The organism is Cellulomonas xylanilytica, assembly GCF_007989805.1.
Classification (GTDB): domain Bacteria; phylum Actinomycetota; class Actinomycetes; order Actinomycetales; family Cellulomonadaceae; genus Cellulomonas; species Cellulomonas xylanilytica.
This window is the reverse complement of sequence record NZ_BJUB01000011.1, coordinates 95,622-118,688: the sequence shown is the minus strand read 5'-3', so window position 1 is coordinate 118,688 and position 23,067 is coordinate 95,622. Positions and strand designations below refer to the sequence as shown.

Sequence of the window (23,067 nt, the reverse complement as noted above, 5' to 3'; positions counted from 1 at the left end):
CATATCGCGTCTGCACACACAAGAAGAGCCCGCGACCACCTGGTCGCGGGCTCTTCCTCGGAGGGACTCAGGAGACGAGGCCGGCCTGCCGCAGCTCGACGGTGAGGTCGTGCGGGCTCGTCGAGGCGGACAGCGCCTCGTCGTAGGTGATGACGTCGTCCCGGACCAGCTGGAACAGGTGCTGGTCGAACGTCTGCATCTTGTAGAAGTCGCCCTCCTTGATCAGGTCGATCAGGGGCGGGGCGTCCTCGGGGTCCAGGATCGCCTCCCGGGTGCGGCCGGTGTTGATCATGACCTCGATGGCCGGGCGCCGGCCCGTGCCGTTGGCCAGCCGGACCAGCCGCTGCGACACGATCCCGCGCAGCGCCTGCGCCAGCGCGATGCGGACCTGCTTCTGCTCGTGCGGCGGGAAGAAGTCGATGATGCGGTTGATCGTCTCGGCCGCGTCGATCGTGTGCAGCGTCGACAGGACCAGGTGACCGGTCTCGGCGGCGGACAGCGCCGCGCGCACGGTCTCGACGTCACGCATCTCGCCGACCAGGATCACGTCCGGGTCCTGCCGCATCGCGGCACGCAGCGCGACCGTGAAGTCGGCGGTGTCCTGGCGGACCTCGCGCTGCGACACGATCGACTTCTTGTCCTGGTGCAGGATCTCGATCGGGTCCTCGATGGTGACGATGTTGACCTCGCGCAGCGTGTTGATGAGGTCGACCATCGAGGCCAGCGTCGTCGTCTTGCCCGACCCGGTGGGCCCCGTCACCAGCACCAGCCCGCGCGGCTCCAGCGCCAGCTCGCCGATGACCTCCGGCAGCGCCAGCTCTGCCAGCGCCTGGGCGCCCACGGCGACCCGGCGGAAGACCAGGCCGTACGTGCCGCGCGCCTGGTAGGCGTTGACACGGAACCGGCCGACCCCGGAGACCGAGTAGGCGAAGTCCGCCTCGTGGTGCTCCCGGAACTTGTCGACCAGGTCGTCGGGCAGGACCTCCTCGAGCATCCGCTCGGTGTCCGCAGGCTTGAGGTCGGGCACCTGGAGCTTGCGCAGCCGCCCGTCGACCCGCACGCGCGGCGCTGACCCGACCTTGCAGTGCAGGTCGGAGCCGCCCGTGCTCGCGAGGGCGTGCAGGAACGGGATCACGGACTGTGTCGGCTGACTCACGCTCTGGATATCGGACGCGAGGGGCCCGCACTTGAGGGTCCGCGAGATGTGGGACGATGGAGCGAGTCCGGCGCGCAGCACGGGCGCGTCACCCCCGTTCCGACGAAGGATGATCCCATGAGCAAGCGAGGCCGCAAGCGCCGTTCCCGCAAGGGCAGCGCAGCGAACCACGGCAACCGTCCCAACGCCTGAGCGTCAGGGAACAGTGTCGGAAGGCCCGGGCAGCAGTCGCTGCACCGGGCCTTCGTCGTTCGGTCCTCGCTCAGTCGCGCGTGACCCGCATGACGGTCAGCTGCTCGTGGATCCTCAGCCGGAGACCGTCCGGCGCCGCCTCCTGGCAGCCGCGCTTCACGATGGTCTTCACCACCACGTCGACGTCGTACTCCTCCAGGCACCCCTCGCACTCCGCGAGGTGGGTGCGGACCGTCGCCGCGTCGAGCGCGCCCAGCTCCGCGTCGAGGTACTCCCAGAGCCGGTCCAGCGCGTCCTGACAGTTGTTGCCGCAGGTGCCGGTCACCACTGCTGAGTCCGCCGCCTCTGCAGACTCGTACGGGTCACTCATCGTTCGCCCTCCGGTGCGGTGGGGGCCACCCCGACCAGACCACGCCCCCGCGCGTAGTCGGACAGCATGTCGCGCAGCTGCGCGCGGCCACGGTGCAGCCGGGACATCACCGTCCCGATCGGCGTCCCCATGATCTCGGCGATCTCCTTGTACGCGAAGCCCTCGACGTCGGCGAGGTACACCGCGATCCGGAACTCCTCCGGCAGACGCTGGAGCGCGTCCTTGACGTCGGAGTCCGGCAGGTGGTCGAGCGCCTCGGCCTCGGCGGACCGCAGACCCCTCGACGTGTGCGACTCGGCGCGGGCCAGCTGCCAGTCCTCGATCTCCTCGGACCGGGACTGCTGGGGCTCGCGCTGCTTCTTGCGGTACGAGTTGATGTACGTGTTGGTGAGGATGCGGTACAGCCACGCCTTGAGGTTGGTGCCCGGGCGGTACTGGTGGAACGCCGCGAACGCCTTGGCGAACGTCTCCTGCACGAGGTCCTCGGCGTCCGCCGGGTTGCGCGTCATGCGCAGGGCAGCGCCGTACAGCTGGTCCAGGTAGACCAGCGCCTCCGCCTCGAACCTCTCGGTCCGTGCCGCGTCGTCCTCGGCCTCAGGCGCGCGGTTCGTGTCCTCGCTCATCGCGGTCGAGCCTAGCCCCGCGGGCGCCGGACCACCGACCGGGGTGGGCCAGGCCACATTCACCCCGGCGGGCTGCATCTGCGGGGGCCACGAGGTCGGAAGACTGTCCACGGGGACCCCGATCGCCCAGCCGGTCACGGCGGGCGGGACGGGACGCGTCTCGGTGGTGGAGCTCATGGCCAGCACAACGGCGTGGGTGCGCGAGCAATTCCCTCGGCCGGCCCTCCGTCGCGATCGGCAGGTCACGGCACTAGGTTGGCGGCATGACCACCACGGCCGACGAGTCCACGTTCCTGCGGTTGCTCCGCGAGCAGATCGGCCACGAGTTCGACGCCCACCAGCAGTACGTGGCGATCGCCGTCTGGTTCGACGGGCAGGACCTCCCCCAGCTGGCGCGGCACTACTACCGGCAGGCCATCGAGGAGCGCAACCACGCGCTGATGATCGTGCAGTACCTGCTCGACCGGGACCTGCCCGTCGCGATCCCTGGGGGCAGCACGGTCCGCAACGACTTCGCCCACGTCACCGAGCCCATCGGCCTGGCCCTGAAGCAGGAGAAGCAGGTCACCACGCAGATCGAGGCCATCTTCGCGGCCGCCCGCGCCGAGGGGGACGCCCTCGGCGAGCAGTTCCTGCTCTGGTTCCTCAAGGAGCAGGTGGAAGAGGTCGCCTCGGCGACCACCCTGCTCACCGTCGCCACGCGTGCCGGCGACAACCTGTTCGACCTCGAGAACTACGTCGCCCGCGAGCAGATCGGTGACGGTGGCGAGTCCACCGACGCACCGTCCGCCGCCGGCGGCGCCCTGTAGGAGGAGCTGCCGTGCTGCTGCGTCGCCTTGCCCGTCCGCTGTTCGCCTCGTGGTTCGTCACCGAGGGCCTCGACGTGGTCCGGCACCCCGCCGTGCACGCCGCCGACGCCCGTGGCGCGCTGACCACGCTCCGCTCCCGGCTCCCCGCGAACGTCCGTCAGGGTCCGGCCGGCGAGGCGCTCGGCTACGAGCTGAGCGACCGCCAGCTGACCTCCGTCGTCCAGGCGCACGGCGTCGCCCTGGCCGGGGCGGGCATCCTGCTCGCCGTCGGCAAGGCACCCCGCACGGCCGCACTGGCGCTGGCGGTCCTCACGGCTCCGCTGATCGTGCTGAACCTGCCGTTCAAGCGCGTCAAGGGCGAGGACCCCGTGCTGCGCAGGGCCCGTCGCGACCGGTTCGTGCGCGCGCTCGCGTTCACGGGCGGCGCCCTGATCGCGGGCGTCGACCTCGAGGGTCGGCCCGGGATCAGCTGGCGGGTGCAGAAGGCGCGCAGCGAGCACGCGGCGGCGAAGGCGTCGGACTGAGACGTCCGGCCGGCTCCGTCGGCGCCCCGACTAGCCTGGGTGCCATGGATCTCTGGACCGCGCCGCTCGCCGGTGGCCCGCTCGACGCGCTCGTGGACGTACCGGGATCGAAGTCCCTCACCAACCGGTACCTGGTCCTGGCCGCGCTCGCGGACGCTCCGGGCCGCCTGCGCGGCGCGCTGCGCTCCCGCGACACCCGTCTCATGGCCGCCGCGCTGACCAGCCTGGGTGCGCAGGTCGACGAGGACGCCAGCGACTGGGTGGTGACGCCGGGGGCCGTGCAGGGCTCGACCAGCATCCACTGCGGTCTCGCCGGCACCGTCATGCGGTTCCTGCCGGCCGTCGCCGCGATCGCGGACGGACCGGTCCGGTTCGACGGGGACGACTCGGCGCTCGCCCGGCCGATGGGTCCTGTGCTCACGGCGCTGCGCACGCTCGGCGTGCGCGTCGAGGAGCACGGGGAGCCGGGGCACCTCCCGTTCACGGTGCACGGCCGCGGCTCGGTGCGCGGAGGCCAGGTCGACGTGGACGCGTCGGCGTCGAGCCAGTTCGTCTCCGGACTGCTGCTCGCGGCCGCACGGTTCGAGCGCGGCCTGACGCTGCGGCACACGGGGCGGACGCTGCCGAGCCTGCCGCACATCGAGATGACGGTCGCTCTGCTGCGCGAGGCGGGCGTCGAGGTCGACGACTCACGGCCCGCGATCTGGCAGGTGGCGCCCGGACCGATCGCCGGCCGGGACGTCCGCGTCGAGCCCGACCTGTCCAACGCGGCGCCGTTCCTGTGCGCGGCCCTGGTCGCCGGTGGCACGGTGCGCGTGCCGGGCTGGCCGACGAGCACGACCCAGCCGGGGGCGCTGCTACCCGGGATCCTGGAGCGCATGGGCGCCACCACCCGGCTCGACGGTGACGTGCTGAGCGTCACGGGGTCGGGTGTGATCCACGGGGTCGACCTGGACCTGCACGCTGCGGGCGAGATCGCTCCGACCATCGCCGGGCTCGCCGTCCTGGCGGACTCCCCCACCCGCCTGCGGGGCATCGCGCACCTGCGCGGCCACGAGACCGACCGGCTCGCCGCGCTGGCGGCCGAGATCACGCGGCTGGGCGGGCAGGCGGAGCAGACCTCCGACGGGCTCGTCATCACGCCGCGACCGCTGACCGGCGGCACCTGGCACACCTACGAGGACCACCGCATGGCCACCGCGGGCGCGCTCGTCGGGCTCCGGGTCCCGGGTGTCGACGTGCAGGACGTCGCGACGACCGCGAAGACGCTGCCGGACTTCGTGGGGCTCTGGAGCGGCATGCTGGCCGGATCGGCCGTGCTCGCCTGATGGCGACCCGGCGCTACGACGAGCGGGACGTGCGAATCCGTCCCGGCCGTGGCTCGCGCCCCCGGACCAAGCAGCGTCCGGAGCACGCCGACGCCGAGAGCGCGCTCGTCACCGCCGTGGACCGCGGTCGCTACGCCATCCTCGTCGACCCCGACGGGCCCGACGAGCGCGTCGCGATCGCGATGAAGGCCCGCGAGCTGGGCCGCGACCGCGTGGTCCCCGGCGACCGCGTGGACATCGTCGGCGACACGTCCGGCGACGAGGGCTCGCTGTCCCGGATCGTGCGGATCGGCGAGCGGCGGACCGTGCTGCGGCGGACCGCGGACGACACCGACCCGATCGAGCGGATCATCGTCGCGAACGCCGACCAGCTGGTGATCGTCACCGCGCTGGCCGACCCGGAGCCGCGTACCCGGATGATCGACCGCTGCGTCGCCGCGGCCTACGACGCCCGCATGGACGCGCTTCTGGCGCTGACCAAGGCCGACCTGGCCGACCCCGCCGAGCTGGTCGGGATGTACGCACCGATCGGCGTGGACGTGGTGGTCACCAGCGCGGAGAAGTCGGTCGGTGGACGGATCATCCACGGGCTCGACGACGTCCGGGCCGCGCTCGAGGGCAAGACGTCGGTGCTGGTGGGGCACTCGGGCGTCGGCAAGTCGACGCTCGTGAACGCCCTGGTGCCCGGCACGTACCGCGCGGTGGGCGTCGTCAACGACGTGACCGGTCGCGGACGGCACACGTCGAGCTCCGCGGTGGCGCTGCGCGTGCCGGGCACGAGCCGGCCCACCTGGGTCATCGACACCCCGGGCGTGCGGTCGTTCGGGCTCGCCCACGTCGACCCGCAGCACCTGCTCGGCGCGTTCGCGGACCTGGCGGCGGTCGCGGAGGAGTGCCCGCGCGGCTGCACGCACGCCGACGACGCCCCGGACTGCGCCCTGGACGAGTGGGTCGAGGCCTCCCCCGACGACGTCACCCGGGCGGCACGGTCGGCCCGGATCGAGTCGTTCCGACGCCTCCTGGCCAGCCGGCTCGGCAGCGGCGAACCGGACAACCGGGAGCCCGCACGTCCCTGACGTGCGGGATCGAGCCACTACGGTGTCGGGCATGAGCCTGCGCCCCGGGTACGACGACGACCTGCGCCTCGCCCACGTGATCGCGGACCAGGTCGACGGGATGACCATGTCCCGGTTCAAGGCGCAGGACCTGCGGGTGGAGACCAAGCCGGACCTGACCCCCGTGTCCGACGCCGACAAGACGGCCGAGGAGATCGTGCGGGGCCAGCTGTCCCGGGCGCGGCCGCGCGACGCGGTGCACGGCGAGGAGATGGGCGACACCGGCCACGGGCCGCGCCGCTGGATCATCGACCCCATCGACGGGACCAAGAACTTCGTCCGCGGCGTGCCCGTGTGGGCGACGCTCATCGGGCTGCTGGACGGCGACCAGGTCGTGGTCGGGGTGGTCAGCGCCCCCGCCCTCGGACGGCGGTGGTGGGCCGCGCAGGGCTCGGGCGCGTGGACGGGCAAGTCGCTCGCCGCCGCCAGCCAGCTGCACGTGTCCGCGGTCGACACCCTGGCGGACGCCTCGTTCTCGTACTCGTCGCTGTCGGGCTGGGAGGAGCGCGGTCAGCTCGATGCCTTCCTGAACCTGACCCGCCGCACGTGGCGCACCCGGGCGTACGGAGACTTCTGGTCCCACGTGCTCGTCGCGGAGGGCGCCGTGGACCTGTCGGCGGAGCCGGAGCTGTCGCTGCACGACATGGCCGCCCTGGTGCCGATCGTCACGGAGGCCGGCGGGACGTTCACGTCGATCCGCGGCGTCCCGGGACCGTTCGGCGGCTCTGCGCTGGTGTCCAACGGCAAGCTGCACGAGGCTGCACTGGAGTACCTGGACCCGCTGCCCGAAGGGTGACGCCCGTGAGCACCGACGACCGTGCCGACCGTGCTGCCTCGTTCGACCGCGCCGCGGCCGTCTACCAGGCCACCCGGCCTAGCTATCCCGAGGACGCGGTCCGGTGGTCGGTGCCGCGCGAGGCCCGGGACGTCCTCGACCTCGCCGCCGGGACCGGCAAGCTCACCGAGCGGCTCGTCGCGCTCGGCTGGCACGTCGTGGCGGTCGAGCCGTCGGACGGGATGCGCGCGGAGCTGACGGCCGCCCTTCCCGAGGTCGAGGCGTTCCCCGGCACGGCCGAGCACCTGCCGCTCGCCGACGCGTCGGTGGACGCCGTCACGATCGCGCAGGCCTGGCACTGGGTCGACCCCCCGGCGGCGTCCGCCGAGATCGCGCGCGTCCTGCGGCCCGGGGGCCAGGTCGCCCCGATCTGGAACGTCCGCGACCAGGAGGTCGACTGGGTGGCCCGGTGGACCGAGATCGTCCACCGGGGCGACACCCTCGAGACGAGCTACCGCGACCCCGAGCTCGGAGACCGGTTCACCGAGCCCGAGCACGCCACGTTCCGCTGGACGCAGCGTCTCCGCACCGCGGACCTGCGCACGCTTGCCGCGAGCCGCAGCCACCTGATCCTGCTGCCGCCCGACGAGCGCGACGCGCTGCTCGACGACATCGACGAGCTCGTCGCCACCCACCCGGACCTGCGGGGCAGCGAGTGGACCGAGGTGCCCTACCGGACGGAGTGCTACCGCGCGCGGCTGCGCTGACGCTCAGGCGTCACGCGCCGGGCGGGAGGCCCGTCGGCGCACCCTGCGCTGCTGCGCCGCCACGTAGGCACGCGCTCGGCGCTGACCGCCGCGCTCGGTGATCGCCTCCAGGAGCGCGTCGAGCGACCGGGTGATCGCCACCTCGTCGGGGCGCCAGCCGCGACGCTCGCACTCCTCGAGCCACTCCACGACACCTCGGTGCCCGCGTTCCGCGTTGCACCGCCGGCAGGCGGGCACCTCGTTCTCCAGCCACGAGGGACCGCCCTTGACGCGCGGAACCAGGTGCTCGCGCGTCGGCGGCACGAGGGGCCCGAACGCGCGGCCGCACCACACGCAGCGGGCCCCGTCCCTCTCGACGGCGAGGCGCAGCCGCTCCGAGCGCGAGGTCTGGCGCTGCTCGTGCGGGCTCACCCGTCGACGGTATGTCGGCCCCGCCCCGGAGGCAGCCGGTCGGCCGTCGTCGGGTGCAGAACGTCAGTCGTCGACGCTCAGCGCCTCCGGCAGGGCGTCCAGCGTGTCGATGACGAGGACGCCGTTCGCGCGCGCGGCGGCGATGGTGGCATCGGGGATCTCGTGGCGGCGGCCTCCGGGACGGTCGACCCAGATGCCGAGCAGGCCGGCGGCGCGGGCGGCGACGGCGTCGACGTGGAGCTCGTCCCCCACGTACGCGGTGCGCTCCGGAGCTGTGCCCAGCCGGCGGCACGCCTCGGCGAACACCCGCGGGTCGGGCTTGCCGAACCCGAGGGTGTCGACGCCCACCAGCATGGGCACCCGGTCCAGCAGGGACACGCGCTGGAGCTTCTGCGTCTGGAACGCCACGTCCGCGTTGGACAGCGCGCCCACCACGAGACCGGCCGCGAGGAGCTTGTCGACGACGACGTCCACCTCCGGGTGCGCCGTCCAGCCCGCGGCGAACGCCACCTGGAACCCCTCGTCCCACAGGGCGAAGCCGTCCTCGTCCAGGGCGGGCGCCCCGAACTGCTCGTGCAGCTCGTTGGCGCGTGACCAGCGCTGCTCGACGTATCCGACCTCGCCGCGCGTGTACGCCTCGTAGTGACCGTTCACGTCCGCCCGCCACACCGTGACCAGCTCGGGGTACCGCTCGGGCGGGAGGTCCGGCAGGTACCGACGGGCCACGTCGGCCAGCGCGTGGCCGAACGCCCCGCGGGTGTCGACGAGCGTGTCGTCGATGTCGAACAGGACTCCCTCGACGCGCATCACAGCGACGCGCGCAGGGAGGCGATCCGCGCCAGCGTCGACTCCTTGCCCAGGATCTCCATCGACTCGAACAGCGGCGGGGAGATGCGGCGGCCGCTCAGCGCGACCCGCAGCGGGGTGAACGCGAACCGCGGCTTGATGCCGAGACCGTCGACGAGCGCGGCCTGCAGGGCCTCCTGCGTCGTGGCGGTGGTGAAGTCGTCGAGACCTGCCAGTGCGGCGGTCGCGGCATCGAGGACGGACCCGGCCTCGTCCCGCAGGGCACCGCGCGCGTCGTCGGCGATCTCGAGCGAGTCGTCCGCGACGAACAGGAAGCCGAGCATGCCGACCGCCTCACCGAGCAGCGTGATGCGCTCCTGGATCAGGGGCGCCCCGGCGTCGAGCAGCGCGCGGTGCTCCACCGACAGGTCGGCGTAGGCGTCCGTGGGGACCAGCCCGCCGCGGTGCAGGTACGGGACGAGGCGGTCGCGGAAGTCGTCCGGCGCGAGCAGCCGGATGTGGGCCGAGTTGATGGCCTCGGCCTTCTTCACGTCGAACCGCGCGGGGTTGGGGTTGACGTCCGCGGCGTCGAAGGCGGCGGTCATCTCCGCCATCGAGAAGATGTCCCGGTCCGGGCCGATCGACCAGCCGAGCAAGGCCAGGTAGTTGAGCAGACCCTCGGGCGTGAACCCGTTGTCCCGGTGCAGGAAGAGGTTGGACTCCGGGTCACGCTTGGAGAGCTTCTTGCTGCCCTCGCCCAGCACCGACGGCAGGTGCCCGAACACCGGCTCCCCCGAGCCGACGCCGATCTCCAGCAGCGCCCGGTACAGCGCGATCTGCCGGGGGGTCGACGAGAGCAGGTCCTCCCCGCGCAGCACGTGCGTGATGCCCATGAGGGCGTCGTCCACCGGGTTGACCAGCGTGTACAGGGGCTGGCCGTTGGCGCGCACGATGACGAAGTCCGGCACCGAGCCCGCCTTGAACGTCACCTCGCCGCGCACCAGGTCCGTGAACGTCAGGTCCTCGTCGGGCATCCGCAGCCGCAGGACCGGCTCGCGGCCCTCGGCCCGGAACGCCGCCTTCTGCTCGTCGGTGGTGCTTCGGTCGACGCCGTCGTAGCCCAGCTTCGGGTCCCGGCCGGCCGCCTTGTGGCGTGCCTCGACCTCCTCGGGCGTGGAGAACGACTCGTACGCGTGCCCGCCCTCGACCAGGCGACGGACCACGTCCGCGTACAGGTCCATCCGCTGCGACTGCCGGTACGGCTCGTGCGGGCCGCCCACCTCGACGCCCTCGTCCCAGTCCAGGCCCAGCCAGCGCAGCGCGTCGAGCAGCTGGAGGTACGACTCCTGCGAGTCGCGCGCCGCGTCCGTGTCCTCGATGCGGAAGACGAACGTGCCCCCTGTGTGGCGTGCGTACGCCCAGTTGAACAGGGCGGTCCGGATCAGGCCGACGTGCGGCGTCCCGGTGGGCGAGGGGCAGAAGCGGACGCGCACGGCGGAGCCAGCAGAAGCAGAGGAGGTCACGGGCTCCAGGTTAGTGGCGGCGCCGCACCGGGGTGCGCAGGGTGCCTAGTGGCGGCGGAGCACCGGGTTGCGCAGCACGCCGATCTCCTCGACCTCGACCTCGACCACGTCCCGGTCCACGATCGGGCTGACGCCCGCCGGGGTGCCCGTGAGGATGAGGTCACCGGGCAGGAGCGTGAAGACCTCGGAGACGTAGGACACCAGGTACGCCGAGTCGAAGATCATCTGCGACGTGCGACCGTCCTGCTTCGTGTCGCCGTTGACCCGGGCGCGGACGTACAGGTCGTCGACGTCGAGGCCGGGGACGATCCACGGGCCGACCGGGCACGAGCCGTCGAAGCCCTTGGCGCGGGTCCACTGGGCGTCGGCGCGCTGGGCGTCGCGGGCGGTGACGTCGTTGGCGACGGTGTACCCGAACACGTAGTCGAGGGCGCGGTCCGGGGGGACGTCCTTGGTGACCTTGCCGATCACGATGGCCAGCTCGGCCTCGTGCTCCACATGCTCGGTCCAGTCCGGCAGGACGATCGGGTCGTCCGGGCCGATCACGGAGGTGTTCGGCTTGAGGAACAGCAGCGGCGCGGGCGGGAGCTCGTTGCCCATCTCGGCGGCGTGGTCGGCGTAGTTGCGGCCGACGCCGATGATCTTGGACCGCGGGATGACCGGCGCCAGCAGGCGGACGCTGTCGTCGTCGAGCCGGATCTGCTCGCCCGTCGGCTGCACGGGGGTGTAGAGCGGGTCGCCGGTGATGACCACCAGCTCCTCCGAACCCGGAGCTCCGTCGACCAGGGCGTAGCGGGGGTCTCCCCCGGTGGTGAACCTCGCGATGCGCACGGTCGCCAGCCTAGTTCAGGCGCGCGCCAGCACCTCGCCGTGCAGCACCGCGAACCAGCCGTCGGGCTGCTTGCCCCACTCGCGCCACGCGTCGGCCAGCAGCTCGAGCCCGACCTCGTCGGCGAGCCCGTGCGCGATCGCCTGCGCGGCGAAGTTCGAGGCGACCGAGCGGTCGGCCCACAGGCCCGCCCACCAGGTGCGGTCCTCGGGCGTCGCGTAGCACCAGACGCCGGCGCTCGGCACGATGCCCTCCGGGTCGAAACCGGCCTCCCGCACCCACGACAGCAGCTTGCGACCGGCGTTCGCGTCGGCGCCGTTGGCCTGCGTGACCTCGTGGTACAGCGCCAGCCACTCGTCCAGACCGCCCGACTGCGGGTACCACGTCATGCCCGAGTAGTCGGCGTCGCGCAGCGCGACGACCCCGCCCGGCCGGGTGACCCGGCGCATCTCGCGCAAGGCGGCGATGGGGTCGGTGAGGTGCTGGAGCACCTGGTGGGCGTGCACGACGTCGAACGCGTCGTCGGGGAACGGCAGCTCGTAGGCGTCGGCCACCTGGAACGTCACGTTGTCCGCGCCGGCGTCGGCGGCGGCCTTCTGCGCGATCTCCACGACGGCGGCAGACGTGTCGACGCCGACGACCTCGCCCGGCTCGAGGCGCGCCGCGAGGTCGATGGTGACCGAGCCCGGACCGCAGCCCACGTCGAGCAGCCGCGTACCGGGCACGAGGGCCGGAAGGAGGTAGGCCGCGGAGTTCTCCGCCGTGCGCCAGCGGTGCGAGCGAAGCACGGACTCGTGGTGTCCGTGGGTGTACACATCGGGGTGCGTCGGGGAGTTCACATCGAACTGTAATCATCGATGAGCCCTGCAGTTCAACAAACGGGACGAACCGTTTCGACATGCGAGATTGCGCGGTTCCTCCGGCTCGCTAGCATCCGACCATGCGCCGCATCGTGGGGATCGACGTCGCCCGGGGCCTCGCCGTGCTGGGGATGATGACCGCGCACGTCGGGCCCGACGACCACGGACCCGTCCCGCCCGGCGGCTTCGCGCAGCTCGCGGACGGCCGGCCGGCCGCGTTGTTCGTCGTCCTGGCCGGCCTGTCGCTCGCGCTGCTGTCGGGCAGCTCGCACCCCGTGACGGGAACCCGGCTCGTGCAGGCGCGGGTGCGCATCCTGGTCCGCGCGCTGCTGCTGTTCGCCCTCGGTCAGCTCCTCGTGGTCCTGGCGACGCCGGTCGTGGTGATCCTGCCGACGTACGGGCTGCTCTTCGCGCTGGGCTGCCTCGTGCTGCGGTGGTCCCGGCCCGCCCTGCTCACCGCCGCCGCGGTCGTCGCCGTCGCCGGTCCCCCGCTGGGCCAGGGGATCGCCGCCGCCCTCGAGGACGCACGTCCGACCGTCCTCACCGAGATCACCGTGGGCCACTACTACCCGGCGATCGTCTGGAGCGCGTACCTGCTGGTCGGGCTCGCCATCGGCCGCAGCGACCTGCGCTCCCCCCGACTGCGCGGCCTCGGCGCCCTCGCCGGCGTCGGGCTGGTCGTCCTCGGGCACGGCGGCTCGTGGGTCGCGCTGCACGTGCTCGGCTGGCCCGCCGCGCTGGCGACCGCAGAGCCGCACTCGTCGACCACGTTCGAGGTCGTCGGCAACGTCGGCGTCGCGCTGCTGGTCATCTCCGCCTGCCTGGTGGTCGGCGACCGGTGGCCCAGCCTCGTCGCACCGGTGGCGGCCGTGGGCTCGCTCGCGCTGACCGCCTACACCGTGCACATCGCGGTGATCGCCCTGCTCGGGCAGGGCGTCGTCTATCAGGCGACCCTCGAGGTGTGGCTCGCGTTCATCGTGACGACCATCGTCCTGTGCTGGCTCTGGGTGGTCGCCATCGGTCGCGGGCCGTTCGAGTGGGTGCTGCACCGGGTGTCGACGAGGGCAGCCGACATCGCGCCCGACGACCTCCCGCCGTCACCTCCGCGCACCGAGACGGAGCGCAGCGGTCAGGCGCACTCGTAGACGACGTTCGAGGCGTCGGAACGCATGCCGAGCATCCACTCGCCAGCAGGTCCCTGGACGGCGAACAGTGCGTTCGCCTCGAGGAACGCCTGATCGGTCGGGTACGTGTAGCCGGCTGCCGCGCCGTGCAGCGTGCCGTACTCGTCCGCCGCCGGGTCCTCGCTGCCGAGCTCGGAGACCGTCCACGAGTTCTCCTCGTGCCACGCCCGCACGGCCTGGGAGAGTGAGCTGCCGCCCGCGGCCGGCACGTACACCCGGTGGCCGCCCGGTGTGGTCCCCGCCGCTCGCCACTGCGCGGGGACGTGGCTGCTCGCGCGACTGAAGTGCCACGACACACAGCTGGGCGCCCCGGGGCCACGAGTGAAGGCGGTGTAGTCATCGCCGTCAGGCCCGTCAGACGCGACCCGACGGATGCCGTCGTCCCACTGGATAGCCTCGAACTCGCCCGCCGGCAGGTCCTCCTGCGTCAGTGCGAAGAAGGATCCGAAGGGCGTCATGACGCCGAACTCGATGTTCGTGAGGTCCGCGATCTCGGCCGGCGCGGTGCGCTCCACGACGGCCAGCGCACCGAGCTGCCGCAGGGTACGGGTGCTGCTCGGCTGCTCGCTCAGCGCTTGTGCGTCGCCATAGACGGACGCGAACTCCGAGGCGCGGGCGTGCGTCGTCGTGACCACGTAACCGTCCAGATCGATCGACTGCGGCATGGTGAGGCTGTCGTAGAACGTCTCCTCGTCCCGCACGACCGTCGGCTCGGCGGCACTGCCCGCGCACGGGTCGCCGGTCCGGGCACTCGGGCACGCGATCAGGCGAGGTCCGGCCGCGTCCACCTCGAACAGCGCGCTGACCTCCTGGTTCGCCCAGGGAGCATTGCCATCCCCCACGGAGATGTAGATCACGGAGTCCGCGCGGGTACCGACCCGGTAGGTCACCGACGTGCTCCACTCCGACTGCTCCAGGACGGCGTCCATCTCGGGCGTCCGCTCCGGGCTGTGCCACTGCTCGCCCGTCCGGGGCGCGGCGAGCCGCTCGATCACGACGGCGTCGTCGATCGACTCCGCGCGTGTGGGCGGTCCGGTCGGCGTCGAGGTCGGCGTCGACGACGGTGTCGGCGTCGGGGTCGGTGTGTCGGACGGGCTCGGGGTGACCGTCGGGGTCTCGACCGGGACCACCTCGTCGGGGGTGGCCTGGCCCAGCCCGAACCACAGACCCACGCCCAGCACCCCGACCGCCCCGACACCCGCGAAGGACTCCGCGGCGTGCCGCGCGATCCGGCGACGACGAGCCGCCGCCCGCACCACACCCAGCCGCCCACCGTCCAAAGACGGAGCCGCAGCCTCGATCTCGTTCGACGCCCGCGCCAGCAGGCCGTCCAGCTCAGCGCTCACGGCGCACCTCCGTCGCGTCGACAGTCCGTACCGCGACCCGCTCACCGGCATCGCTCGTGCTGCCCAGCGCCGCGTTCAACCGCGCCAGGCCGTCCGACGTGTACCGCTTGACCGCCCCCTCGGACAGCCCCAGCGCCGACGCCGTCTCCATCACCGACAGGTCCTCCATCTGCCGCAGCACCACGCACGCCCGCTCCCGCGGGCTCAGCGCCGCGAGAGCCCGGACGACGTCCGCGCCGGGCAACCGGTCCTCGTGCAGCACCGCGCCCGGCACCTGCGCACCGGCCCGGGCCAGCAACCGCGCCTCACGCGTCTTGCGACGACCCGCATCGATGGCCCGCGACGCGATCGCCCGGCGCACGTACGCCTCGGCCTGCTCCACCGACCCGAACCGCGCCCGGCCGGAGAACGCAGCGATCAACGACTCCTGCACCAGATCCTGAGCGTCCGAGGGAGACGCCGACACCAACGTCGCGTGCGCGACCAGGCGCTGATAGCGCTCACGCGCCACCTGCTCCAGCAGGTCCTCCCACCGTCTGCCCATCACACGCCCCCTCGCTCCGACACCCGTCACACCCATAACGCCTGTCGACGCGCACGGGGTTGGGGTTGAGGCGGCTACGCGACGAGCGCGACCACCGAGAAGACCACGGCGAGCAGCGGGAAGGTGCCCTGCGTCGCCGCCGCGCGGACCATGGCGCGGTTCGTCGCGACGAGCACGAGGGCGGCCGCGAACATGGAGCCGCACGCCAGCAGGACCAGCGCGAGACCGACCGTCTCCTGGCCCGCGAGCGCGAGCGCGGCCCCGACCAGCGCGCCGATGGCGAGGAACAGGTTGTAGAAGCCCTGGTTGTAGGCCCAGGGCCGGACCGCCGGGACGTCCTCCGTGCGCGTCCGGAACCGTGCGTGCACCTCGGGGCGGTCGAACACCACCGACTCGTACACGAAGAAGAGGACGTGCAGCAGGGCGGCGAGGACGGCGAAGACCGACGCGAGGATGACCACGCGGACAGTCTGTCAGCCCGACTTACCCTGGTGACATGCCCGTGACCGCTCCCCCCGCGCTCGACGCGTCGACGTGGCCGTCGCTGGCGGCCGCGCACGCGGAGCGGGCCGACGCCTTCACGGCCGGTCGCCGCGAGCGCCGGTCCCGCCAGCAGAAGCACGCGATCGAGGACTTCCTGTTCGAGTACTACCCGGTCACGCCGGCGGTGCTGCGGCGCTGGCACCCGGGCGTCGGGGTCGCGCTGGAGGGGCCGGCGCCGCACGAGGGCTGGCGCTGGTACCGGGTCGAGGCGGACGTCGTCGCGCTCGACGTCGAGGCCTTCGTCGCCGACCGGGGCGACGCCGTGCGGTTCGTCCACGGGCTGCTGACGGCGACCCTCGGCCGCCCGGCCCTGACCGGCTGCTTCGGCCTGCACGAGTGGGCGATGGTCTACCGGGAGACCGACGAGCACCGGCACCCGCTGCCGCTGCGGCTCGGTCCGGCAGGCACCGACGCCGTCGTCGAGTCGCACCGGATCCGATGCACGCACTTCGACGCCTACCGCTTCTTCACCCCCGACGCCGTCGAGCTCAACACGCTGCGGCCGACGCGCGCGTCCATGACGGCGATGGAGCAGCCCGGGTGCCTGCACGCGGGGATGGACGTCTACAAGTGGGCGACGAAGCTGGGCCCCGCCGTGCCGGGTGACCTGCTCCTCGACTGCTTCGAGCTCGCGCGCGACATCCGGACGCTGGACATGCAGGCGTCCCCGTACGACGTGACCACCTACGGCCTGGACCCGGTCGCGATCGAGACGCCCGAGGGCAAGGCCGAGTACGTCGCACGGCAGCGGGGCTTCGCCGAGCGCGGCAACGCGCTGCGGGCGCGGCTGGTCGCCGTCTGCGAGGCCCTGCTCCGCTGACGTCAGGTGTCGTGACGGACGTCGATGACGAGCCGGGTCGGGTCCGTCAGGGCGAACACCCGGAACGGGTGCCCGGGTGAGTCGACGCCGACGAACGCCAGGTCCTGCCCCTCGAACCAGCCGCGGTAGCTCACCTCGCGCAGAGCCGGCGCGTCCGGGGTGAGCACCGGACCGATCCCTTGGGTGCGCGTCGGCATCGCGGTCCCGATGATGGTGACCTGCAGCGTGCCGTCGCCGGCGATGTCGAGGACGCGGTCGCTCGGGTCGTCGGTCGCCACGTCCACGGAGGTCACCCGCCACCCGGGGGTCCCCGGACCGTCGAGGTCGAACACCACGCGGTCGAAGCCGTCGTGCACACCGGTCCGGACACCGGTGACCAGCAGCGCGGCGTCCGCAGACGGCTCGGCGGTGTCGTCCGCCGTGGTCGCGGGGAACGGCACGGGCTCCTCGACCTCGGTCGCGGACGGTGCTGGGGTCGAGGTCGGGGTGGGGAGCGTGGTGCCCGTCGGCGTCGGCTCGCTCGACGTGGTCGACGTGGCCGGTGCCGACGGCTCGACCTCGCCCTCCCCGGGACTGCACGAGACGAGCACCCCGGCGACGAGCACGCCCGTCATCGACACGGCGCACCGACGACCCCGACGTGTGCGCGCACCCCTCCGGCCTGCTTCTCGTCGCTCCATCCTCCGACCCTAGGCCGCGACCCGCACCGCGCGCGGGACCTCGGCGAGGGCTCAGTCCCGGCCGTACCGGCGCACGAACGCCTCGAGGATCCGCGCCGGGGCCCAGACGTCGGCTCCGCGCACGCCCGCCACCACCTCGTCGTGCTCCCTGGGCTGGAAGTACCCGTAGTCGCGGTACACGCCGATGCGCGTGACGATGCCCGCCAGGTCGAGCTCCGGGTGGAACTGGGTGGCGTAGAGGTTCTCGCGCACACGGAACATCTGCACGGGGCACGTCGGCGACGACGCCAGCAGCACCGCGTCGGGCGGCAGCACGCGGCACGCCTCCTTGTGCCCGACGAACGCGTCGAACGAGTCCGGCAGCGACGCGAGCAGCGGGTCCCGCCGCCCCGCCTCCGTGAGCGTGATGGTCACCGCGCTGATGGGCTCGGCGTACGTGCGGTCGATGACCGCGCCCTGGTGCACCCCCAGCGTGCCGACTCCGTAGCAGGCGCCCAGGAACGGGAAGTCGCGCTCGACGATCTCGTCGAGGAGCGCCGACATCTCGGCCTCGACCCGACGCTGGTCCGGGGACTTGGCGTCCTGCGGGGTGCTGGCGTCGTACGGGCTCCCGCCGACGATGACCCCGTCGTAGTCGTCCAGCACGACGGGCAGGAACGACCCCTGCTCCATGCGCACCCGGTCCAGCTGCTCGGGCCGCAGGCCCGCGAACCGCAGGAACGCCGCGTACTCCCCGTCGGCGGCGATGTCCTGCGCGCGCGAGCCGAGCAGGAGGAACCGGCTCATCCGACGCCCGCGACCCGGCTGGCGTCGTCCGGTCCGAGCATCCAGCGGATGGACCGGGTGGCCACGGCGCCGGCGGCCCGCGCTGCGCTCAGCCCGACCGGTCCGGGTCGCTCCAGTCCCAGCATCCCGAACGTCCACGCGGGCATCGACGCGACGGCGGCCTTGGCGAGCAGCGCGTAGCCGGGCCGCAGCGAGGACGGCACGGGCGGCTCGTGCAGGAGGAAGTCGGCCGCGTCGCGTGCGGCCGCCGACGGGCCGAGCACGGGCCGGAACTCCTCCAGCGCCTTGGCCAGCTCCGCGGTCGACTCGGGCACCCGCTCCGCCCCGAGCGCGACGGCCACGCGGGCCGCCTGGGCGACGTACTCGTCGGCCCCGTCGGCGTCCAGGGGCTGCTGCCCGTAGACGCGGTGCGCGCGCAGGAAGCTGTCCACCTCGGCGACGTGCACCCAGCGCAGCAGCGCCGGGTCGCTCGCGGCGTACTCGATCCCCTCCGGGGTCACGCCGCGGATGCGGTCGTGCACCCAGCGCACCCGGTCGATGACGGCCGTGGCGTCGTCGATCGTGGCGAACGTCGTCGTGGCGAGGAACGTGCTGGTCCGGGCCAGCCTCCCCCACGGGTCGCCGCGGTAGCCCGAGTGCGCGGCGACCGCCGCCATCGCCGCCGGGTGCAGGGACTGCAGGAGCAGGGCGCGCATGCCGCCGACGAACATCGACGCGTCGCCGTGCACCGTCCGGATCGCCGACCCCGGCGGGAACCATCGCGGGCCGGGCGTCCCGTGGATCCGTTCGCGGCTGGCGAGGCCGTCGGGACCGGCGACGCGCAGGAACAGGGAGGTGCCGGCGCGCTGGCGCAGCGACGAGACAGGGTTCACCTGCTCATCCTGCGGCCCTCAGGCCCGGGCCCGCACCTGCTCGACGCCGCGGTTGGCCAGCTGGTCGGCCCGCTCGTTGCCCGGGTCCCCCGCGTGCCCCTTGACCCACACCCACCGGACCGTGTGCCGGGCGACCTCGGCGTCGAGGGCCTCCCACAGCTCCTGGTTCTTCACGGGCTTCTTGTCCCCGGTGCGCCAGCCGTTGCGCTTCCAGCCGGCGACCCACTTGGTCACGCCGTTCATCACGTAGGTGGAGTCCACGTGCAGGACCACGTCGCACGGCTTGGTCAGCGCGCGCAGGCCCTCGATCACCGCGGTGAGCTCCATGCGGTTGTTGGTGGTGAGGATCTCGCCGCCGAACAGCTCGCGCTCGTGCGTGCCGTACCGCATCCAGGCGCCCCAGCCGCCGACGCCCGGGTTGCCCTTGCAGGCCCCGTCGGTCCACATCTCCACGGTCGGTCGCTCGCTCACGGCCCACACCCTAGACGCGGCGCGCGTGGGACCATCGACGCACCATGCCCAGCCTCGCCGATCGCATCCCCGCCGACCCCACCGACCCCGACGCGCTGTACGAGGCGTTCACCGACTGGGCCACCGACCAGGGGCTCGTGCTGTACCCCCACCAGGACGAGGCGCTGCTGGAGCTGGTCACGGGTGCGCACGTGATCCTGTCGACGCCGACTGGCTCCGGGAAGTCGCTCGTCGCGGTCGCCGCGCACTTCGTCGCGCTCGCGCAGGGCAGACGGACCTACTACACGGCCCCGCTCAAGGCGCTGGTCAGCGAGAAGTTCTTCGCGCTGGCGGAGGCGTTCGGCTCCGCCAACGTCGGCATGATGACGGGCGACTCGGCAGTCAACCCCGGCGCCCCGATCATCTGCTGCACCGCCGAGATCCTGGCGAACGTCGCCCTGCGGGACGGGGACGGCGCGGACGTCGGCCAGGTCGTCATGGACGAGTTCCACTTCTACGCCGACCCGCAGCGCGGCTGGGCGTGGCAGGTGCCGCTGCTGGAGCTGACGAAGGTCCAGTTCGTGCTCATGTCCGCGACGCTCGGCGACGTCGGGTTCTTCGCCGAGGACCTGACGCGCCGGACCCATCAGCCGGTCGCGGTCATCGCCAACGCCGAGCGGCCGGTCCCCCTGACGTTCTCGTACGCGGTCGAGCCGCTGCACGAGCTGCTCGACGAGCTGGTGAAGACCCGTCGCGCCCCGGTCTACGTCGTGCACTTCACGCAGAAGGAGGCCGTCGAGCGGGCGCAGTCGCTCATGTCGACGCCGCTGGCCAGCCGTGAGCAGCGGGACCGGATCGCCGACGAGATCGCGGGATTCCGGTTCGGTCCGGGCTTCGGCCGCACCCTCAACCGGCTGCTGCGGCACGGGGTCGGCGTGCACCACGCGGGGATGCTGCCCAAGTACCGCCGGGTGGTCGAGCGCCTCACGCAGCGAGGGCTCCTGCCGGTGGTCTGTGGCACCGACACCCTCGGGGTCGGGATCAACGTCCCCATCCGGACCGTCCTGCTCACCAGCCTGGTCAAGTACGACGGCGTCCGCATGCGGCACCTGTCCGCGCGCGAGTTCCACCAGATCTCCGGGCGTGCCGGGCGGGCCGGGTTCGACACGGTGGGCGAGGTCATCATCCTGGCCCCCGAGCACGTCATCGAGAACCGCAAGCTGCTGGAGAAGGCCGGCGACGACCCTCGCAAGCTGAAGAAGATCATCCGCAAGAAGGCCCCCGAGGGGCACGTCAACTGGACCGATAAGACCTTCGAGCGCCTGCGCGACGCCCCGCCCGAGCCGCTGACCAGCAGCTTCGCGGTGTCGCACGCCATGGTGCTGCACGTGCTCGCCCGCGAGGGCGACCCGGTCGCCGCGATGACGAAGCTGCTGACCGACAACCACGAGCCGGCGGGCGCGCAGGGCAGGCACGTCCGGCGTGCCATCGCGGTGTACCGGTCGCTGCGTGCGGCAGGTGTGGTCGAGCGGCCCTGGGTCGAGGACCCGACCGCTCCGCACGGGCGTCGCCGGGCCGTCCGGCTCACCGCGGAGCTGGCTCCCAACTTCGCGCTCAACCAGGCGCTGTCTCCCTTTGCGTACGCGGCGCTCGACCTGCTCGACCGCGACGACCCGGCGTACGCGCACGACGTCGTCTCTGTCATCGAGGCCACCCTCGACGACCCCCGTCAGGTGCTGTCCGCCCAGGAGAACAAGGCCCGCGGCGAGGCCGTCGCCCAGATGAAGGCCGACGGGCTCGAGTACGACCAGCGCATGGCCCTGCTCGAGGACGTCGGCTACCCCAAGCCGCTGGCCGAGCTGCTGGAGGCCATGTTCGTCACCTACCGGCAGACCAACCCCTGGGTGGCCGACCTGGCGCTGTCCCCCAAGTCCGTGGTCCGCGACCTGCACGAGCGGGCGATGAGCTTCGCCGAGTACGTCGCCTACTACCAGCTGGACCGCACCGAGGGCGTGCTGCTGCGCTACCTGGCCGACGCCTACCGCGCGCTGCGCCAGACGGTCCCCGAGGAGGCGCGCACCGAGGAGCTGTGGGAGCTCATCGAGTGGCTGGGCGACCTGGTCCGTCGCACCGACTCCAGCCTCCTCGACGAGTGGGAGCGGCTCAGCAACCCGCTGGACGAGCACGGTGCGGACGCACCCGGCGGCATCGACGAGGACGTCCCCGAGCCCATCACGGCCAACCCGAGGGTGTTCCGGGCGTTGGTGCGCGGTGCGCTGTTCCGCCGCGTCGAGCTGGCCGCCCGCGAGTTCTACGGAGGTCTCGCGCAGCTGGGTGACCTCGACGCCGACGGCGAGCCGTGGGACACCGATCGCTGGCGGGCCGCGCTGGACCCCTTCTACGACGACCACGACGAGATCCTCACCGGCGCACCCGCGCGCGGCCCGGCGCTGTTCCAGGTGACGCCGGGACGCGGCACCTGGCAGGTCCGGCAGCTGCTGGACGACCCCGAGGGCGACCACGACTGGCGCATCGACGCCGTGGTCGACCTGGCCGGCTCCGACGAGACGGGCGAGGTGCAGCTGCGGATCGTGGCCGTGGGACCGCTGGGCGACCTCACGTAGGTTGGCCGTCATGGCCACGTGGGACGACGTGCGGGACGCCGTGGCGGCGCTGCCCGAGACGTTCGAGGAGCCGCAGCGGAGCTGGCGGGTCGGCAAGAAGCCGCTCGTCTGGGACCGACCGCTGCGGGCCGTGGACCACCAGGCGCTCGGCTCGGCGGCACCGGTCGGGCCGATCCTCGGCGCCCGCGTGCCGGACCTCGACGCCAAGGAGGAGCTCCTGGCGCGCCTCCCGGGCGTGTACTTCGTGACGCCGCACTTCGACGGCTACCCGGCGATCCTGGTGCGGCTGGACGCGATCGACACCGACGAGCTCCAGGACCTGGTGGTCGAGGCGTGGCTGACGCAGGCGCCGAAGCGCGCCGCGAAGGCCTGGCTGGCCGGCCACCCGGACGGACCGTCCTGAGACGGTCCCGCCGGGTTACCGTTCGCGCATGAGCACCCAGCCCACAGACGCCCCCGTGCGCCGCATGCGGTCGCCGCGGTTCGTGTTCCTGATCTGCCTGGTCGCCGCGCTCGTGTCGGCGATCTGGGTGCTCGGCATCCTCGTCATCGTCGCCGCCGTGGCCCTGGTCGTCACGGCGATGGTCCTGCAGGCCCGCGGCAAGAACCCCGCCACCTGGTTCGCCGCCAGCACCGGGGTGGCCGCGGGGACGCTCGTCTACCTGCTGATCGTGCTGATCACGGGCCAGTAGCTACTGCCCGTACGCCGCCATCATCCGGTCGGACGGCACGATCTGCTTGCCCAGCGGGAACAGTGAGATGGGCACCATCTTCCAGTTGGCCAGGGCCAGCGGGATCCCCACGATCGTGATCGCCTCGGCGATCCCCGTGATGATGTGCGTCAACGCCAGCCACCAGCCCGCGACGATCAGCCAGATGATGTTGCCGATCACGGAGAACGCGCCCGCGGTCGGCTTGTCGACGACCGTGCGGCCGAACGGCCACAGCGCGTAGCTGGCCATCCGGAACGACGCGATGCCGAACGGGATCGTGATGATGAGGACGCAGCAGATGATGCCGGCGAGCACGTAGCCGAGGGCCAGCCAGAAGCCGGCGAGCACGAGCCAGATGATGTTGAGCAGGGTCTTCACGTGCCCAGCCTGCACCCGGGACGGCCGCGGACGGTATCCGGGAGGACCCTGATCCGCCC

The 23,067-nt window shown here is 72.6% G+C and carries 28 protein-coding genes; 12 read left to right on the top strand and 16 right to left on the bottom strand.

The features are described from left to right. Nucleotides 1-67: 67 nt before the first annotated feature. Complete coding sequence (locus tag CXY01_RS16775) at nt 68-1,156, bottom strand: type IV pilus twitching motility protein PilT (protein ID WP_146929513.1); 1,089 nt, start codon at nt 1,154-1,156, stop codon at nt 68-70. A 117-nt stretch (nt 1,157-1,273) separates the two neighbouring features. Here CXY01_RS16775 and CXY01_RS21410 point away from each other — a divergent pair, with 117 nt between their 5' ends. Then, the gene (locus CXY01_RS21410; RefSeq protein WP_155859599.1) at nt 1,274-1,348 is read left to right on the top strand and encodes a 50S ribosomal protein bL37; all 75 of its coding nucleotides are present in this window, start codon (nt 1,274-1,276) and stop codon (nt 1,346-1,348) included. Between the two features lie 70 nt (nt 1,349-1,418). Here CXY01_RS21410 and rsrA read toward each other — a convergent pair whose 3' ends face one another. Both rsrA and CXY01_RS16765 read right to left on the bottom strand, forming a co-directional pair. Further along, the gene (gene rsrA, locus CXY01_RS16770) at nt 1,419-1,718 is read right to left on the bottom strand and encodes a mycothiol system anti-sigma-R factor (RefSeq protein WP_146929510.1); all 300 of its coding nucleotides are present in this window, start codon (nt 1,716-1,718) and stop codon (nt 1,419-1,421) included. Further along, nucleotides 1,715-2,419 carry a sigma-70 family RNA polymerase sigma factor gene (locus CXY01_RS16765; RefSeq protein ID WP_281285330.1) on the bottom strand — a complete coding sequence of 235 codons (705 nt, stop codon included), beginning with the start codon at nt 2,417-2,419 and terminating at the stop codon, nt 1,715-1,717. Before CXY01_RS16765 ends, rsrA begins: the two co-directional genes overlap by 4 nt. Nucleotides 2,420-2,604: 185 nt before the next feature. Here CXY01_RS16765 and CXY01_RS16760 point away from each other — a divergent pair, with 185 nt between their 5' ends. From CXY01_RS16760 to CXY01_RS16735, 6 genes are read left to right on the top strand one after another with little or no spacing between them, the layout of a single operon-like run. Further along, entirely contained in the window at nt 2,605-3,150 is a 546-nt protein-coding gene (locus tag CXY01_RS16760; protein ID WP_146929504.1) for a ferritin, read from the top strand. 11 nt (nt 3,151-3,161) lie between these two features. Then, on the top strand, nt 3,162-3,674 hold the full coding sequence (locus tag CXY01_RS16755) for a DoxX family protein (protein ID WP_146929501.1): 513 nt from the start codon (nt 3,162-3,164) through the stop codon (nt 3,672-3,674). A gap of 44 nt (nt 3,675-3,718) precedes the next feature. Further along, complete coding sequence (aroA, locus tag CXY01_RS16750) at nt 3,719-5,002, top strand: 3-phosphoshikimate 1-carboxyvinyltransferase (protein WP_146929499.1); 1,284 nt, start codon at nt 3,719-3,721, stop codon at nt 5,000-5,002. After that, entirely contained in the window at nt 5,002-6,078 is a 1,077-nt protein-coding gene (gene rsgA, locus CXY01_RS16745; protein ID WP_146929495.1) for a ribosome small subunit-dependent GTPase A, read from the top strand. Before aroA ends, rsgA begins: the two co-directional genes overlap by 1 nt. A 31-nt stretch (nt 6,079-6,109) precedes the next feature. After that, a complete protein-coding gene (gene hisN / locus CXY01_RS16740) occupies nt 6,110-6,913 on the top strand; it encodes a histidinol-phosphatase (protein ID WP_146929493.1) in 804 nt (267 codons plus the stop codon). 5 nt (nt 6,914-6,918) lie between these two features. Then, a complete protein-coding gene (locus tag CXY01_RS16735; protein WP_146929490.1) occupies nt 6,919-7,659 on the top strand; it encodes a class I SAM-dependent methyltransferase in 741 nt (246 codons plus the stop codon). 3 nt (nt 7,660-7,662) lie between these two features. Here the strand turns inward: CXY01_RS16735 and CXY01_RS16730 are convergent, their stop codons facing one another. From CXY01_RS16730 to CXY01_RS16710, 5 genes are all read right to left on the bottom strand, one after another. Next, nucleotides 7,663-8,070, bottom strand: a complete 408-nt coding sequence (locus CXY01_RS16730) for an HNH endonuclease (protein WP_146929487.1) — start codon at nt 8,068-8,070, stop codon at nt 7,663-7,665. A gap of 63 nt (nt 8,071-8,133) precedes the next feature. Further along, nucleotides 8,134-8,877 carry an HAD family hydrolase gene (locus CXY01_RS16725; protein ID WP_146929484.1) on the bottom strand — a complete coding sequence of 248 codons (744 nt, stop codon included), beginning with the start codon at nt 8,875-8,877 and terminating at the stop codon, nt 8,134-8,136. Further along, nucleotides 8,877-10,379 carry a glutamate--tRNA ligase gene (gltX, locus tag CXY01_RS16720; protein ID WP_146929481.1) on the bottom strand — a complete coding sequence of 501 codons (1,503 nt, stop codon included), beginning with the start codon at nt 10,377-10,379 and terminating at the stop codon, nt 8,877-8,879. Before gltX ends, CXY01_RS16725 begins: the two co-directional genes overlap by 1 nt. Nucleotides 10,380-10,424: 45 nt before the next feature. Beyond that, on the bottom strand, nt 10,425-11,210 hold the full coding sequence (locus CXY01_RS16715; RefSeq protein WP_146929477.1) for a fumarylacetoacetate hydrolase family protein: 786 nt from the start codon (nt 11,208-11,210) through the stop codon (nt 10,425-10,427). Between the two features lie 15 nt (nt 11,211-11,225). Further along, nucleotides 11,226-12,047 (bottom strand): methyltransferase domain-containing protein, encoded by an 822-nt coding sequence (locus tag CXY01_RS16710; protein ID WP_146929474.1) that lies wholly within the window; start codon nt 12,045-12,047, stop codon nt 11,226-11,228. 101 nt (nt 12,048-12,148) lie between these two features. Between CXY01_RS16710 and CXY01_RS16705 the strand changes: the two genes are divergently transcribed. Then, nucleotides 12,149-13,213 carry a heparan-alpha-glucosaminide N-acetyltransferase domain-containing protein gene (locus CXY01_RS16705; RefSeq protein ID WP_146929471.1) on the top strand — a complete coding sequence of 355 codons (1,065 nt, stop codon included), beginning with the start codon at nt 12,149-12,151 and terminating at the stop codon, nt 13,211-13,213. Here CXY01_RS16705 and CXY01_RS20920 read toward each other — a convergent pair. The 3 genes from CXY01_RS20920 to CXY01_RS16690 form a co-directional block, all read right to left on the bottom strand. Next, a complete protein-coding gene (locus CXY01_RS20920; RefSeq protein WP_186813438.1) occupies nt 13,198-14,598 on the bottom strand; it encodes a hypothetical protein in 1,401 nt (466 codons plus the stop codon). The two genes, CXY01_RS16705 and CXY01_RS20920, sit on opposite strands and share 16 nt — an antisense overlap. Further along, nucleotides 14,588-15,142, bottom strand: a complete 555-nt coding sequence (locus CXY01_RS16695) for an RNA polymerase sigma factor (RefSeq protein WP_146929468.1) — start codon at nt 15,140-15,142, stop codon at nt 14,588-14,590. Before CXY01_RS16695 ends, CXY01_RS20920 begins: the two co-directional genes overlap by 11 nt. A gap of 74 nt (nt 15,143-15,216) precedes the next feature. Beyond that, nucleotides 15,217-15,603 carry a DUF1304 domain-containing protein gene (locus CXY01_RS16690; protein WP_146929465.1) on the bottom strand — a complete coding sequence of 129 codons (387 nt, stop codon included), beginning with the start codon at nt 15,601-15,603 and terminating at the stop codon, nt 15,217-15,219. Nucleotides 15,604-15,638: 35 nt separating this feature from the next. Here CXY01_RS16690 and CXY01_RS16685 point away from each other — a divergent pair, with 35 nt between their 5' ends. Further along, a complete protein-coding gene (locus CXY01_RS16685; protein ID WP_146929462.1) occupies nt 15,639-16,505 on the top strand; it encodes a 3-methyladenine DNA glycosylase in 867 nt (288 codons plus the stop codon). Nucleotides 16,506-16,507: 2 nt separating this feature from the next. Here the strand turns inward: CXY01_RS16685 and CXY01_RS16680 are convergent, their stop codons facing one another. The 4 genes from CXY01_RS16680 to rnhA form a co-directional block, all read right to left on the bottom strand. After that, nucleotides 16,508-17,119 carry an AMIN-like domain-containing (lipo)protein gene (locus CXY01_RS16680; RefSeq protein ID WP_246125450.1) on the bottom strand — a complete coding sequence of 204 codons (612 nt, stop codon included), beginning with the start codon at nt 17,117-17,119 and terminating at the stop codon, nt 16,508-16,510. A 117-nt stretch (nt 17,120-17,236) separates the two neighbouring features. Next, on the bottom strand, nt 17,237-17,971 hold the full coding sequence (locus CXY01_RS16675; RefSeq protein WP_146929456.1) for a glutamine amidotransferase: 735 nt from the start codon (nt 17,969-17,971) through the stop codon (nt 17,237-17,239). Continuing rightward, nucleotides 17,968-18,843 (bottom strand): oxygenase MpaB family protein, encoded by an 876-nt coding sequence (locus CXY01_RS16670; protein ID WP_146929453.1) that lies wholly within the window; start codon nt 18,841-18,843, stop codon nt 17,968-17,970. Before CXY01_RS16670 ends, CXY01_RS16675 begins: the two co-directional genes overlap by 4 nt. Before the next feature lie 18 nt (nt 18,844-18,861). Beyond that, nucleotides 18,862-19,290 carry a ribonuclease HI gene (gene rnhA, locus CXY01_RS16665; RefSeq protein WP_146929704.1) on the bottom strand — a complete coding sequence of 143 codons (429 nt, stop codon included), beginning with the start codon at nt 19,288-19,290 and terminating at the stop codon, nt 18,862-18,864. Nucleotides 19,291-19,358: 68 nt separating this feature from the next. On the opposite strand from rnhA, the gene CXY01_RS16660 reads away from it, so the two are divergent. Genes CXY01_RS16660 through CXY01_RS16650 form a run of 3 tightly spaced genes read left to right on the top strand, consistent with a single transcriptional unit; the run spans nt 19,359 to nt 22,609 of the window. After that, nucleotides 19,359-21,917, top strand: a complete 2,559-nt coding sequence (locus CXY01_RS16660; protein WP_146929450.1) for a DEAD/DEAH box helicase — start codon at nt 19,359-19,361, stop codon at nt 21,915-21,917. 10 nt (nt 21,918-21,927) lie between these two features. Beyond that, on the top strand, nt 21,928-22,320 hold the full coding sequence (locus CXY01_RS16655) for an MmcQ/YjbR family DNA-binding protein (protein ID WP_146929447.1): 393 nt from the start codon (nt 21,928-21,930) through the stop codon (nt 22,318-22,320). A 28-nt stretch (nt 22,321-22,348) separates the two neighbouring features. Further along, nucleotides 22,349-22,609: a hypothetical protein gene (locus CXY01_RS16650; protein WP_146929444.1), complete on the top strand. Its 261-nt coding sequence runs from the start codon at nt 22,349-22,351 to the stop codon at nt 22,607-22,609. Here the strand turns inward: CXY01_RS16650 and CXY01_RS16645 are convergent, their stop codons facing one another. Beyond that, nucleotides 22,610-23,008, bottom strand: a complete 399-nt coding sequence (locus tag CXY01_RS16645; protein ID WP_146929442.1) for a YccF domain-containing protein — start codon at nt 23,006-23,008, stop codon at nt 22,610-22,612. It abuts the gene before it with no gap. Nucleotides 23,009-23,067 lie beyond the last annotated feature (59 nt).

Bases quoted from the DNA above. Each gene is read 5' to 3' on its own strand.
- rsrA (WP_146929510.1), bottom strand. From the start codon at position 1,718: ATGAGTGACCCGTACGAGTCTGCAGAGGCGGCGGACTCAGCAGTGGTG.
- CXY01_RS16765 (WP_281285330.1), bottom strand. From the start codon at position 2,419: ATGCAGCCCGCCGGGGTGAATGTGGCCTGGCCCACCCCGGTCGGTGGT.
- CXY01_RS16760 (WP_146929504.1), top strand. From the start codon at position 2,605: ATGACCACCACGGCCGACGAGTCCACGTTCCTGCGGTTGCTCCGCGAG.
- aroA (WP_146929499.1), top strand. From the start codon at position 3,719: ATGGATCTCTGGACCGCGCCGCTCGCCGGTGGCCCGCTCGACGCGCTC.
- rsgA (WP_146929495.1), top strand. From the start codon at position 5,002: ATGGCGACCCGGCGCTACGACGAGCGGGACGTGCGAATCCGTCCCGGC.
- hisN (WP_146929493.1), top strand. From the start codon at position 6,110: ATGAGCCTGCGCCCCGGGTACGACGACGACCTGCGCCTCGCCCACGTG.
- CXY01_RS16725 (WP_146929484.1), bottom strand. From the start codon at position 8,877: ATGCGCGTCGAGGGAGTCCTGTTCGACATCGACGACACGCTCGTCGAC.
- CXY01_RS16705 (WP_146929471.1), top strand. From the start codon at position 12,149: ATGCGCCGCATCGTGGGGATCGACGTCGCCCGGGGCCTCGCCGTGCTG.
- CXY01_RS16695 (WP_146929468.1), bottom strand. From the start codon at position 15,142: ATGGGCAGACGGTGGGAGGACCTGCTGGAGCAGGTGGCGCGTGAGCGC.
- CXY01_RS16685 (WP_146929462.1), top strand. From the start codon at position 15,639: ATGCCCGTGACCGCTCCCCCCGCGCTCGACGCGTCGACGTGGCCGTCG.
- CXY01_RS16680 (WP_246125450.1), bottom strand. From the start codon at position 17,119: ATGACGGGCGTGCTCGTCGCCGGGGTGCTCGTCTCGTGCAGTCCCGGG.
- CXY01_RS16675 (WP_146929456.1), bottom strand. From the start codon at position 17,971: ATGAGCCGGTTCCTCCTGCTCGGCTCGCGCGCGCAGGACATCGCCGCC.
- rnhA (WP_146929704.1), bottom strand. From the start codon at position 19,290: ATGTGGACCGACGGGGCCTGCAAGGGCAACCCGGGCGTCGGCGGCTGG.
- CXY01_RS16660 (WP_146929450.1), top strand. From the start codon at position 19,359: ATGCCCAGCCTCGCCGATCGCATCCCCGCCGACCCCACCGACCCCGAC.
- CXY01_RS16655 (WP_146929447.1), top strand. From the start codon at position 21,928: ATGGCCACGTGGGACGACGTGCGGGACGCCGTGGCGGCGCTGCCCGAG.
- CXY01_RS16650 (WP_146929444.1), top strand. From the start codon at position 22,349: ATGAGCACCCAGCCCACAGACGCCCCCGTGCGCCGCATGCGGTCGCCG.